Here is a 12,537-nt window from a genome sequence, read left to right on the forward strand (position 1 = left end):
GGGTGGGCGACGCGGCCGGCGGTAGTTTTCTCCCCCTCAGCCCACCGCGCCGCGCAGGCCGACACCGTCGGGGGCGAACTCGTCGAGGTCTCCGAGTTCCAGACGTAGGACGGAGGGACGGGAGTCGTCCTTGGTTCTATTGCCCTGGCCGAATCAACTCCGAGTGACGGTCAGCCAACCGCAGGACGAACGGCGTCCCTCACCACGTCCGCCGCCGTCCACGCCAGCCCGACAGCCCCGTCAGACAGGGTCTGTTCGGCGACCGACCCCACACACGCATCGGCGAACGGTGCCTGATGGTTCAGCACCGGGTAGGAACCCACACCGATGTACGGGTGGATCGCGGGCACGGCCCAGGACACGTTCGCCATATCCGTCGACGCCCGACACATGTCAGCCTCCGGCCCCTCACCTTCGCGGTGCAGCTCCCGGCCGAGCGCAAGGGCGTTGGACTCGTAGAACCTCAGTGCGCGGTCGGCTGTGCGGAAGTCAGAGTAGGGCTTGGACTCATCCCGGATCTCCACCTCACATCCGGTGGCCAGGGCCCCGGCCTCGAAGCAGCGTTTGACCTTTTCACCGGTTTCCTTGAGCAGCTGCATGTCGTTGGCACGAACGTACCACCGACCGCGCGTCCGCCCAGGAATCGCGTTGGGGGCATCGCCTCCGTGGGTGACAATGCCGTGCACCCGCACGCTGGACGGCAGTTGCTGGCGCAACAGGGCAATGCCGACTTCGGCGACGGTGAAGGCATCGGCGGCGTTCACGCCCTCGGTCGGGTAGGACGCCGCATGCGCCGCCTGCCCGGTGTAGGTGACATCCCAGTGTTCTACGGCGAAGGGGCGGGCGCGGACCACGTCCACTGGAGCGGGGTGCACCATCATTGCGAAGTCGAGGCCGTCGAATGCTCCGCGATCGAGCATCTCGATCTTGCCGCCTCCGCCTTCCTCCGCCGGGGTGCCGAATACCTCCACGGTGATGCCAAGCTCATCCGCCACCGAAGCCAGCGCGACTGCGGCACCGAGGGACATCGCGGCTATGAGATTGTGTCCACAGGCGTGCCCGATGTTCGGCAGAGCGTCGTACTCCGCCATCAGGGCGAGGCGGAACTCCCCAGTGCCGTAAGTGGCACGGAAGGCCGTCGGAAGGTCAACGAACTTCTCTGTCACGTCGAAGCCACGATCACGCAGGAAGGACGCGCACCGTGCCGCTGAGTCATGCTCCTGCCAGGCGGTTTCCGGGTGGGCGTGCAACCACTCGGACAACGCCACCAGGTCGGGCTGTGCAACCGCAACTGCGTCCCGCAACGCCGACTTCAGCGCATCCTTGGGTTTCGCTCCATCACTCATCGCCGGGCACCCCATAGGCGGGCGAGGAAGCCGGATCCTTTCCGCGGGTCACGTAGTCGTCCCGCTGCGGCAGCCAGGTCTCCAGCAGTGACGCCAAGTCGCCGAGCGGATCCTCAGACCAGTCAACGCGCAGGTCAGTCTCTGCCCAACCGGCATCGCGGACCACGGCAAGTCCGGCGGAGTGAACCGGCCCGGCCTCTCCCCCGGCGCGTAGGCCGGCCTGCATCGCGGCGAGCAACCGCGTCTCCAGGTCACCGTCGGCGTCGCCGAATTCGGCGAGCATGGCATCGGGCACACCAGTGCCGGCGAGCATGTTGCCGGCGACGACGGCGTCGTTGCCGACGGACGAGGCGTGCGTCCCCAGCGTGTATTGCCCGGAGCGGGCGGTCCCAATTCCGGTGGGGGCCAGAACGCTGATCTGGCGGTAGTCGAGAGTGTTGTCGTCCTCACGCAGCCGTGCCACGGCGTCCGTCGGACTCAGGCCTTCGGCCAGCAGATCGAGCAGGTAGGCCCCGAACCGCGGATCGGTGATGTTCTGGGAAGCGACCACGCCGACACCGCCTCGCAGGTGCAGGCACCGGGCAGCGACGGCCGGGGACGACGAGGACACTGCCATGCCGAGGGCACCGTCGGCGTCCCGGGCGATGATGGAGAAGGTCATCTACAGCACCGCCGTCGCGTCGATCTCGACGAGCCACTCGGGGCGCGCCAGGGCATCGACCACCAGGCCGGTGGAAACAGGGTGGACGCCCTTCAACCAACGACCCATCACCCGGTAGACCGTTTCCCGGAAGCGAATGTCGGTGAGGTACACGGTGACCTTGACGATGTCCTCGAGACCGCCACCAGCCTCATCCATGAGCATGGCGATGTTGGCCATCGCCTTTTCGGCCTGGGCCTCGACGTCGCCGACGCCGACGCTCTCGCGGGTGTCGAGGTCCTGACCGATCTGTCCGCGCAGGTACACCACTCCTCCGGCGACGACTGCCTGGCACAGGTCATTGTCCAGGTCTTGCTCAGGGTAGGTGTCCTTCGTATTGAACGGACGGATGCGAGTGTGTTTCATCGGGAGGTCTCCTTCTCGGGGGTGTAGGCGGCGTAGCCGCGCTGGATCATGATCTCGTCGACGACGTACTTCGCGTCATGCCAGCAACCCCAGATAAAGCTGGAGCCGCGGCGCGACAGCCAAGGCAGGCCGACGAAGTACACGCCGTTGGCGGGGCTCACCCCGCGCTGGTGGACTGGGCGTCCCCGGTCGTCGGTAACGCCGTCGACGTTCAGCCAGGAGTAGTCGACACCGTAACCAGTGGCCCACACCACGGTACGGACGCCGGACGACGCCAGGCCGAGGCTGAGCACCGGGTCGGTGACATCCTCGGGATCGGGCCCGAGGACCCAGGCCTCGGGTTCCTCCGGCAGGTCAAGTCCGTTGGCCTCGATGTAAGCATCCGCTTCGGCGAAGAGGCCGAGCAGGTTCCGGTCACCGGCGTGGATGTGGTCGCCGAGATCATCACGGAAGTGCAGCGTGCCGTCGTCGTCACAAGTCTCCGCGCGTCCAACGAGGTGGATGCCGTCAGCGGCGAGGTCACGGAAATCGACGGTGTGACCGCCGTCGGCGCCAGTGACAGCGATGGTGACGTGTTCGGCACCGACCGGCGGAGCTGCCATGTCCCATTTACCGAGGACACCGAGCCACCAGACGTTGTCACGGCCCCGGTAGCGGCGCGGTGGCCGGTCATGGGCACCGACGGCGAGGGTGACGTCCCGTCCCGCCTTGTTCAGTTCCACGGCAATCTGCAGGCCGGATGACCCGGCACCAACGACGAGCACGCCCCCGTCCGGCAAATCCTGCGGGTTGTCGTAGTCCGCGGAGTGGATCTGGGTGATGCCACAGGTATCGGCGACATCCTGGGAGATCACCGGAGGGATCACCGGGACCTGGAACGGCCCCGTCGCTGACACGACGTGGTCGGCGGCAATTGTCGCACCGTCGGCGCAGGTGACGATGTAGCCGTTATCCCTGACACGCTTGGACACCGAGACGACCTCTACACCGCTGCGCACGGGTGAGCCGATCATCGCGGCATAGTCCTCGAAGTACTGCGCGACACGGTCATGGTGGGCGAACGCCTCTCCGCTGACCGGCTCGGCACCCGACGGGACGGATTCGTCGAAGGTGAGATTCGGAAACCGGTCGTGCCAGGCGGGCCCGTTGGCACACAACGAATCCCAGCGCCCGGTACGCCACTTTTCGGCGATCCGGTCACGCTCGAGGACGATGTGCGGGATACCCGCGGTGGTGAGATGCTCACTTGTCGCGATGCCCGACTGTCCGGCGCCGATGACGACAACTTCGGTGGTTTCGGTGGCTGTCATGAAATTCAGTCTCCGCAGCGGCAGGAGATATAGCAACCATGGTTTAATGATATTCTGCATCACCTTGCGTGATTTACAGTTACGTTACAGATCACCTGTCCGCATCCAGCGAAAAGGGGCAACGATGCCCAAGACCCGCGATTCTCTCACCCTCACCCAGCTGCGCTACTTCAGACGGGTCGCCGAACTCGGATCCATAACCGCCGCAGCAGACGAGCTCTTTGTTGCCCAGTCTGGGGTGAGTACAGCCATGCACCAGCTCGAGAAGTCCCTCGACGCGACGCTCTTCATACGTCGGAGATCCAAGGGCGTGGTCCTCACGGAGCAGGGCAGGGCGTTCCACTCGGCAGTAGTCCGCGTCTTGGAATCCGTAGATGACGCGGTAGGAACCCTTTCTCCCGGAAAGCTCACCGGCACCCTCGCCGCGGGCTGCTTCACGACTCTGGCACCCTACTGGCTCCCCGAGGTACTCGAACAACTGCATGCCTCATCACCCGATCTGACCTGCGAACTTCGCGAAGTCACCGCCGACAAGGTGATTTCCCTGCTGCAGCGACGAGAGATTGAGGTGGCGCTGACTTACGACTTCGACTACGGGCGGGACATCGACTTCGAGCGAATTACCGAAGCACCTATCTACGCCGCCGTCGCAGCGGACGACCCGTTGGCACAACGCCAATCCGTGAGCCTCAGTGAACTTTCCCGCCTCCCCCTGATCCTGCTGGACATGGACAAATCCACGAACTACTTCCTGTCCCTCTTCCGGGACGCACACCTAAGACCGGTGATCCACCAGAAGTTCGAGTCGATGGAGGTGGTCCGCTCCATGGTGGCCCGAGGCCACGGCTATACGATCCTGAACCAGCGCCCGTCACACGACCTCACCAACGACGGGCGTTGCCTAACCCGCCTGCCCATCGCCGGCGTACGCTCTCACCTGCAGACCGGTGTCGCCTACCGCTCCGGCGAGCCTCTGTCCACGAAGGGGCAGGAGTTTCTCAAGGCATGCCGTAATGCCCTGTTGCAAGAATAGATATTCATTGTTTCCGGAATGTGTCTTCATATTATCCGAAACCTCGTTCGGTTTATTGTGATAGCCAACACAGTCCGAGGGTATTAGCATTGTCCTCCAAGAAGTCGGACGAACAGGAATTGTCCGGACCACTTTCGAGGAGGACCTCATGCCCGGTGCCACGACAACTGTCCAAGACCCCCACGACATAGACGAGAGAACTCTGCGCAGAAGCGTCGTCGCCGGCTCAGTCGGTGTCCTGGTGCACTGGTTCGACTGGGCCGTGTATGCCTACCTGGCCACCACCATTTCCGATGTGTTCTTCCCGGAGTCCGGCGGGGCCACCGGCCTGTTGGCCGTCTTCGGTGTCTTCGCCATCGCCTTCTTCTTCCGCCCAGTAGGCTCCGTGATCTTCGGCCACCTTGGTGACACTCTGGGGCGAAAGAAGACGCTTTCCCTGGTCATTATTCTGATGGCGATCGGAACGCTGATGCTCGGCCTCACTCCGTCCTACGACTCGATCGGGGTGTGGGCCCCGGTGCTGCTGATCCTCGGTCGCATCGTCCAGGGGATCGCGGCCGGTGGCGAGTTCGGGTCAGCCGCATCGTTCCTCGCCGAGTACTCGAAGCCCTCGAAGCGGGGCTTCAACTGCTCCTGGATCGAATTCGGATCCGTCATGGGGTTCCTGCTGGCCTCGGGTGTCGTAGCTATTCTCTTCGCCGTGTTCGAAGACCAGACGATTACGGACTGGGCATGGCGTATCCCCTTCCTCATGACCGTTCCGATGGCCATCGTCGGCTACTACATCCGCACGAAGATCGAAGACACCCCGGACTACCGCGCACTCGAAGAAGCCGAGGAAGTGCCGACTGCGCCAATCAAGGAAGTCTTCAAATATAACAAGAAGCAGTTCTTCCAGACGATCGGTATCGAGATCTTCATGAACTGCACCTTCTACGTCGTGCTGACCTACCTGCTCACCTACCAGGAGGACACTGTCGGATTCGACGCGGGAACCGCCGCGCGACTGTCGGTGATAGCTTCCTTGACCGCAGCGCTGATCATTCCGCTTTCAGGTAAGGCATCGGATCGTTGGGGCCGCAAGCCTGTCTTGTTCTCCGCCGGCGTGCTTCTGCTCGTGCTCGCATGGCCAGTGTTCCTCTGGATGAACCAGGGAACGTCCGTCGCCGGTTTCGGTGCGACATTCGTTCTCTCCGCCATTCTCGCTCTCATCCTCGGTACCCACGCCTCCACCGTTGCCGAACTGTTCCCGACCCGGACACGGCAGTCCGGACTGTCAATGGCGTACAGCATCGCCGGCGCATTCTTCGCAGGTACACTGCCCTACCTCAACACCTGGTTGATCGACTGGACAGGCAACATCATGATCCCGGCCTTCACGCTGATGGTCGTCGCACTGATCGGCCTGGTGACCGTCTCCACGATTCCGGAGACGAAGGGCATCGGCTTCATCGCCGACAAGGAAGTCACCCCCGCCGATGTCACTGCTCCCGCTGAAGACAATGCGCGGAACGCTGAAGGTCGAGTCGCTCCGACGCGGTAGCGTGTAACGGTGAACATCACTCTCCGCCAGCTTGACTACTTCGTCACCGTCGCCGACACAGGCAGCATCACCGCCGCTGCTCAACGGCTGTATCTCTCCGCGTCCGCAGTGTCGACCACCGTCACTGAGCTGGAGAGCTCTCTCGGCGTCCGGCTTTTCACCCGCCATGCCCGTGGACTGTCCCTCACCGGAGAAGGGCGCTCCGTACTTGGCAGGGCCCGTGCCCTGCTTCGGGACGCGGAAGACCTCGAGGTCAATGCGACGTCCCTCGGCACCGCCGTCTCGGGCACACTGACTGTCGGCTGCTACTCCACCATCGCCCCGCTCCTGTTACCGAGGATCATTGCCGAGTTCGCTGATCAGTACCCCGAGCTGACCATCCGGTTCACCGAAGGGTCCCGCAGCGAACTGCTCGAAGGGTTCGCCCAGGGGCGCTACGACTTGCTCGTCGTGTACGACTACCCGTTCAAGGACGACCTTCCTGACCGGGGAACACTGCTCCCCCTCGGCACTTTCCCCCCTTACGTCCTCCTCCCCGAAGACCATGCCCTGACGGGAACAGGCCCGGTGGCACTCGCCGACCTCGCACCGGATCCGCTGATCCTCTTCGACCTCGAGCCGGCGGACCAATACTTCCTGTCTCTGTTCCGTAGTGAAGGTGTGGAACCACGGGTCAGCTATCGCACTGGGGACTTCGAAGTCATCCGAGGCCTTGTCGCACGCGGGCTCGGGTATTCGCTCCTCACCCAGAGGACCCTCCACCCTGTCAGCTACGAAGGCATCTCCTACAAACCTGCTGAACTGTCGTGTGACCACGGCCCGCTGGACGTGGTCTCGCTAGTTCCTACCGCTTCCCGGGTGACCGAACGGACAAAGGCGTTCGTGGACGCCGCTAGGAGCATCCTCACCTATCCTGTCCGTTACCCCAACGACGGGCATGATTGCTGAACTTGTCATAATTCGACCAGCCCCTGCATCATGCGGACCTTGTCGCCGCGCGGTCTCTCCCGCTCAGCCCACCGCGCCGCGCAGGCCGACACCGTCGGTGGCGCCGTCGTCGGCCCAGAGGAAGCGTTCGGTGCCGTCCGGCCCGACGTACCGGGCGTAACCCTCGTTGGCCAGGTTGTCGGTGCCGGCGGGCCGGGCGCTGATACTGTCGTCCTTCGGAGAGAACTTCTCACCGTCACCGGCCACGAGGACCTGGGACTCGCCGTTGCAGGCCTCGTCGCACAGGATGGTCAGCTCGCCGGCGTCGGCGTCGTAGTCGCTGGCCATCACCCCGTCGAAGGGCGAGTCGTAGCGCTGCTCGAGGATGGCGTCCTGACCGGCGTCCAGGGTCACGAAGAGGACCTCGCCGGTGTCCTCCACGCCGACGGCGAAGAGGGAGTCGGAGATCCAGGCGATGGTCTCCAGCCCGCCGTTCGCCTCGACGTCGCCGGTGAACTCGGCGAGGTTCCACTCGTCGGTCGCGGTGAGCTCGGCGTCCTCGTCGTCCGCGTCGTCCGCGTCCTCCTCCCCCACCTCGTAACGCAGGACGGAGGGGCGTGAGGTGTTCTTGGTGTCGTCGGAGTTGTCGCGTTCGGTGGCGACGTAGACCGCCCCGTCCGCGCCGACGGTGACGCCCTCGGCGTCCGGCATGCCCGCGCCGTCCGGGTATCGCAGCTGGTGACGGGCGTCCACGTGGTAGCTGTTGCCCTCCTGCGGGGTGAGGACGTAGAGGACACCCTCGTCGTTGTTGACCACGTAGGCGGTGCTGTCGGCGCCGAAGTCGACACCGGACATGTCCTCGCCGGTGAAGTCCTCGGTGAACTCGCCGTCGTCATCGTCGGTCAGGGTGACCGGGGCGACGTCCTGCGGGTCGAAGGGCCACGGGTCGGTGTCCGACTGGGCGCCGTCGGTCTCGTCCGAGGCGACGTTGCGCAGGCCCTTGGTGGCTTCGCCGGTGGTGGTGAAGTCGCCGGTCATGTCGGGGACGCGGCCCCAGCTGGTGTCGGCGTGGCCGGACCAGCTGGTCTCGTCGATGAGTGTGCCTGACGCGTCGGAGAGGGTCACGGAATCGGTTCCACCGAGGCCGAAGGAGTCGTCGGTGAAGACGACGAGGTAGCCGCCGGACTCGATCTCGGTGTCCTCGGGCAGGACGATGGGGTCGTGGGAGTCATCGTCGTCGATGATGGTCCAGCCGGCGACGTCGACGGCGTTGTTGGGGTCGGTGTTGGCGAGTTCGACCCAGTCGCCCTCGGAGTCGCCGTCGGACTCCACCTCGTTGATCACGATGGTGGATTCGGTGTCGCCGCTGCCGCCGGTGCCGTCGGTGGGCACCGGGGTGATGCTGGACGTGATGCCCGAGCCGGAACCCGCGTCGGAGTCCGCCGCGCAGGCGACGGGCAGTGGGGCGAGCATCAGGGCGGGGACGACGGCCAGGGCCGCTCTACGGTAGGGAGGCTTCACGGGGAGCGACGATAGAGTCCGGAGGTTGACGTAACCCGGACTGCAGGTGAACAGGAGCTGTCAGGTGGCGGGTGGAGGGTTCCGGGGTTCGAACGGGCGCAATTCCATGTCCGTGGCCGGCGATAGAGTGACGGAACCAAGCGCCACTACGAATCGAGGATGCAATGTACGAGCTCAACGCAGAGGACCGGACGGAGTGGGTCAGTGATGCAAGGGATGCACTGCGAGGCGAGATGCTGCTGCGCACCACTGATCTACAGACCGCCTACAACAACATCTCGACTCACCGGGTCTGGCGGGATGCTCCCGCATCAGAGGTCCTTCGGGACGCATACGAAGAGTTGAAGTAACGGCGGGGCCGCGAGACCCCTGCGGCTAGCGAGCCAGGGGCGCAGTCAAGTAGCCGTACAGTGCCGGGTCGACGGGAGTCCCGAGGTCCAGCTTCATGTTGACGATGGAGACATCCTTGCCGTTTTTATCCGGGATGTGCGTGTCGTGGGCATCTCGGGCGTGAGCCTCCCCGAGGTAGAAGAAGTCAGAACCTTCGACGTCATCCTTCTTCACGAAGACATGGAGTGGGTAGATATTGTTCGCGATGTCGTTCTCCCGCTTGCTTTGCAACGAGGTGCGACTCTTCGTGAACCAGTTGATCGCCGACTCATCGTCGAAGCCATCTTCGTACCGAGTGGTTGCTGAAATATCCTCGGATTTTTCGTAGGTGATGAAGATAGGGCAGCTGTTCGAGAAACTGTCAGTCTTGTATCCGTAGAGCGTGCTGTACTGATTGGTCTCAAAATTAAGCATTCGGCACACATCCTTGCGCGTGTACTGGTGACCTTCAACGAGCGCACCCCGCCAAGATTCGGCATGCCGGGAAAGAAAGAGACCGGCTTCGACCGCATCATCGACATGATCAGCGAAGCGCTGGCTACCGTCGTACAGCCTCTGAAAATCCGGTGTCAGTCGATAGTTCCCCTCAACATGGTCGATCACGGGGCTCGGCCCGTACTTCTTCACCTCCTCGTTCGTAAAGAAGGCGAGGGTGAGAATACGCTCCACCGAAGAGATTGTTGCATCATCAGCCACGCACCCCTGGCCAACAAGGATCTGCGTGTAGGAGTCCCTGGTTATCGTGCGCTGCCGCAGCAGTTCCTGAATCAGCAGCAGTTCATGTGGACGCTTTCCGTTGAGCAACTCATTATCCAGAAGCGACAGGAAGGCTTCTTCATCCCGGGACGGCGAAGGAATCTCCTTCTCGAATCCTGCCAGCAGAGTCCAGTAACTCTTCTTCTTGGTTGCCAGCACGACCGGGTCAACAGTCCCATAATGCGCGAAGTCCATGAGCATCGGCGTTCGACCGATCCGATTACGCAAGGCCCGCACCGCAGACTTAAGGTTGTGAATGCTATCCAGCGAGGATTTCGCGAGAGACTCGAGGACCCGCTTTCGTGAGATCTCGTCGAAATTTACGCTTGATACTCCGGCTATTGACCCAGCCGCCTGGGCGCGGATCAGCTTCTCCTTGATCGTATCCTTGTTAAGACTACTATCACCGAACAAGGCGATAGGAATGAGAAAGTTGTTCTTGTAGTTTCCGATGAAGTCGATCACCCGCAGGTGATCCTTCCCCGGACTCTTGCGCAGGCCTCGCCCAAGTTGCTGAGTGAAGATGATGCTCGACTCGGTGTTTCGCAACATCACGACTTGATTCACCGCGGGGATGTCGATGCCTTCGTTGAAGATATCGCGGGTGAGGATATAGTCGAGCTCCCCGTTTTCTAGCGCCATCATCGCCAGCTCGCGCTCCACCCCGGAAGATTCCCCTGTGAGCGCCAGAGTTCGTAATCGCCGACCGTTCAGTGACTCTTGGTTCAGCAGATCGGACAGCTCGTGGGCTTCCTTCTTACTGCTACAGAACATCAATCCCTTCACCTCAGTCGGGAAACCATAGGTCCGCAGCATGTCCAGGATGTACTCGACTCGGTCCGGGGCGACGAGCTTGCTCAGGCGCGAGGTTTCATCCTGCAGCGCGCCGGCATCATCGATGTACTCGGTGACACCGTAGTAGTCGAATGGTGCGAGCATGTCCGCTTCGAGTGCTTCCTGCAGGCGGATCTCGTAGGGAACGTTATGGTCGAAGAGCTCGAACACGTTGAAGTCGTCTGTGCGCTCGGGGGTCGCGGTAAGACCAAGCAGGAACTTCGGCTCAAAGTGCTCGATGACTCGTTCGTAGCTAGCTGCACCGGCCCGATGAACTTCATCGATGATCACCAGGTCGAAGGCGTCACGCGGGATTGACTCCAGGAAACCAGGCTTCGACAACGTCTGCACCATGGCAAAGGCGTGGGTCTTGTCGATGTCCTTGACGCTGCCAACAACGCGCCCGACCTCCCCCTCCCCCCACTCGAGGACACGCGTGAACTCAGCGATCGCCTTATCCAGGATCTGCTCCCTGTGGACGATGAAGAGGATCCGCTGCGGGGACATTTCCCGGGCGGCGAGTGCAGCCAAGATTGTCTTGCCCGTTCCAGTCGCCGAGATGACGAGTGCCCTGGACTCACCCAGTTCGCGGACCGCTCGGATCTCTGCCAACGCCTCCTTCTGCATGGAGTTCGCGATGATACGCCCGGTAGGGACCTCACCTGCTTCGATCGCCTCTGCCATGATCGGAGTCGCACGCGGTTGCCTCGTGCGTTCGTACTCATCAATCCAGTCACTAGTGAGCGCGAAAGAGGCCGCCCGCTGCTCCTCGATCGCCGCACAGAGCTGATAAGTGATGTCTCCCTCGGGAAGCGCCGAGAACCGGAGGTTCCACTCCTGATTCCGGATCAACGCATTACGGGTGAGATTCGAGCTACCGATGATCGCCGACAGCGTGTCCGCCTGAGTGAACACGTAGCCCTTCGCGTGAAAACCGCCATCGGTTCCGGGATGGACTAGGACCTCCACGTTGTCCAGGTTCAACAGCTCACGGAACATATCCGGCTCGTTGAAATCCAGGTAGGTGGACGTCACGATCCGAGCGGTGCCAGAGAAGTCCCGCAGAGCCTGCTTCAGAAGTCCGAGCGCTCCTGGGGTGATGAAAGCGACGGAGAAATCGAAGCGCTCTGACCGCTTCAGTTCCTCTTCAATCGCACGCACCATCGTGTTGCCGCCGCGATTGGCAATGAGGTTGGGGTGAAAGAGCTGCTCGGAGTCGACTGCGCGGTCGAGGAAACCGTGAGCCGTACCTGCACCTACCGGGGTGCGCTCGAACATCATGATGCGAGGTGCGCGATCACGCGGTCGACGGCGGGGATGTCGGCTGGCGCCCAGGGAAGCTCACCGAGGTGTGCCGCTTCCACCCAGCGGACTTCCGAATGCTCAGTGAGGGTGGGCTCTCGACCAACAATCGTGCCGAAGAAGGTCGTCAGGATGACGATCCCGAAGTCATACTCATGCTCGGTGGTCTCAACTTCGTCCCCGATATCTGCCGAGCAAAGAAGCTCTTCTTCGAGTTCCCGGCGGAGCGCTTCTTGAGGCGTCTCCCCTGCCTCGATCTTCCCCCCGGGGAATTCCCACATACCGGCCAGTGACATCCCCTCACCACGCTGAGCTGCCAGTACCTTCGTCCCGTCCGTCAGCACGGCCCCGACGACGTTGATCCTCTTCTTCACACGTACTCCTGATCGTGAGGCTTCCAGCATGATCGATTCTTAGCTGGCCTCAGCCTAGCAACCCCTACGGACAGGTGGTGGATACTCTTGAGCCGCTGCCCTCCCTCCCCGACAACCCCTAGGAGCCGTCCCATG

Annotated in this window: 10 protein-coding genes; 3 read left to right on the top strand and 7 right to left on the bottom strand. The window is 62.6% G+C overall.

Annotated elements, in window-relative coordinates; genetic code table 11:
* Nucleotides 1-170: 170 nt before the first annotated feature.
* From ACT3S3_RS14875 to ACT3S3_RS14890, 4 genes are read right to left on the bottom strand one after another with little or no spacing between them, the layout of a single operon-like run.
* The gene (locus ACT3S3_RS14875; protein WP_444626995.1) at nucleotides 171-1,346 is read right to left on the bottom strand and encodes a M20 family metallopeptidase; all 1,176 of its coding nucleotides are present in this window, start codon (nucleotides 1,344-1,346) and stop codon (nucleotides 171-173) included.
* Complete coding sequence (locus ACT3S3_RS14880; protein ID WP_301442397.1) at nucleotides 1,339-2,007, bottom strand: DUF1028 domain-containing protein; 669 nt, start codon at nucleotides 2,005-2,007, stop codon at nucleotides 1,339-1,341. The genes ACT3S3_RS14875 and ACT3S3_RS14880 overlap by 8 nt, the downstream gene beginning before the upstream one ends.
* Entirely contained in the window at nucleotides 2,008-2,412 is a 405-nt protein-coding gene (locus ACT3S3_RS14885) for a RidA family protein (RefSeq protein ID WP_301442396.1), read from the bottom strand.
* The gene (locus tag ACT3S3_RS14890; protein WP_301442395.1) at nucleotides 2,409-3,722 is read right to left on the bottom strand and encodes a flavin-containing monooxygenase; all 1,314 of its coding nucleotides are present in this window, start codon (nucleotides 3,720-3,722) and stop codon (nucleotides 2,409-2,411) included. The genes ACT3S3_RS14885 and ACT3S3_RS14890 overlap by 4 nt, the downstream gene beginning before the upstream one ends.
* Nucleotides 3,723-3,846: 124 nt before the next feature.
* Between ACT3S3_RS14890 and ACT3S3_RS14895 the strand changes: the two genes are divergently transcribed.
* From ACT3S3_RS14895 to ACT3S3_RS14905, 3 genes are all read left to right on the top strand, one after another.
* Nucleotides 3,847-4,755: a LysR family transcriptional regulator gene (locus ACT3S3_RS14895; protein WP_301442394.1), complete on the top strand. Its 909-nt coding sequence runs from the start codon at nucleotides 3,847-3,849 to the stop codon at nucleotides 4,753-4,755.
* Nucleotides 4,756-4,903: 148 nt separating this feature from the next.
* Complete coding sequence (locus ACT3S3_RS14900; protein ID WP_301442393.1) at nucleotides 4,904-6,298, top strand: MFS transporter; 1,395 nt, start codon at nucleotides 4,904-4,906, stop codon at nucleotides 6,296-6,298.
* Nucleotides 6,299-6,307: 9 nt separating this feature from the next.
* On the top strand, nucleotides 6,308-7,246 hold the full coding sequence (locus ACT3S3_RS14905; RefSeq protein ID WP_444626996.1) for a LysR substrate-binding domain-containing protein: 939 nt from the start codon (nucleotides 6,308-6,310) through the stop codon (nucleotides 7,244-7,246).
* 63 nt (nucleotides 7,247-7,309) lie between these two features.
* On the opposite strand, the gene ACT3S3_RS14910 is transcribed toward ACT3S3_RS14905, so the two are convergent.
* From ACT3S3_RS14910 to ACT3S3_RS14920, 3 genes are all read right to left on the bottom strand, one after another.
* Nucleotides 7,310-8,746: a lamin tail domain-containing protein gene (locus tag ACT3S3_RS14910; protein ID WP_444615015.1), complete on the bottom strand. Its 1,437-nt coding sequence runs from the start codon at nucleotides 8,744-8,746 to the stop codon at nucleotides 7,310-7,312.
* Nucleotides 8,747-9,121: 375 nt separating this feature from the next.
* A complete protein-coding gene (locus tag ACT3S3_RS14915; RefSeq protein WP_444615014.1) occupies nucleotides 9,122-12,007 on the bottom strand; it encodes a DEAD/DEAH box helicase in 2,886 nt (961 codons plus the stop codon).
* Nucleotides 12,004-12,402, bottom strand: coding sequence for a (deoxy)nucleoside triphosphate pyrophosphohydrolase (locus ACT3S3_RS14920; RefSeq protein WP_444615013.1), 399 nt, complete (start codon nucleotides 12,400-12,402; stop codon nucleotides 12,004-12,006). Before ACT3S3_RS14920 ends, ACT3S3_RS14915 begins: the two co-directional genes overlap by 4 nt.
* Nucleotides 12,403-12,537 lie beyond the last annotated feature (135 nt).

It is taken from the genome of Corynebacterium sp. AOP40-4SA-5, from assembly GCF_052377355.1.
Lineage (GTDB): Bacteria > Actinomycetota > Actinomycetes > Mycobacteriales > Mycobacteriaceae > Corynebacterium.

What these genes read in the sequence shown, in the direction of transcription:
- ACT3S3_RS14875 (WP_444626995.1), bottom strand. Translation starts at nt 1,346, where the DNA reads ATGAGTGATGGAGCGAAACCCAAGGATGCGCTGAAGTCGGCGTTGCGG.
- ACT3S3_RS14880 (WP_301442397.1), bottom strand. Translation starts at nt 2,007, where the DNA reads ATGACCTTCTCCATCATCGCCCGGGACGCCGACGGTGCCCTCGGCATG.
- ACT3S3_RS14885 (WP_301442396.1), bottom strand. Translation starts at nt 2,412, where the DNA reads ATGAAACACACTCGCATCCGTCCGTTCAATACGAAGGACACCTACCCT.
- ACT3S3_RS14890 (WP_301442395.1), bottom strand. Translation starts at nt 3,722, where the DNA reads ATGACAGCCACCGAAACCACCGAAGTTGTCGTCATCGGCGCCGGACAG.
- ACT3S3_RS14895 (WP_301442394.1), top strand. Translation starts at nt 3,847, where the DNA reads ATGCCCAAGACCCGCGATTCTCTCACCCTCACCCAGCTGCGCTACTTC.
- ACT3S3_RS14900 (WP_301442393.1), top strand. Translation starts at nt 4,904, where the DNA reads ATGCCCGGTGCCACGACAACTGTCCAAGACCCCCACGACATAGACGAG.
- ACT3S3_RS14915 (WP_444615014.1), bottom strand. Translation starts at nt 12,007, where the DNA reads ATGATGTTCGAGCGCACCCCGGTAGGTGCAGGTACGGCTCACGGTTTC.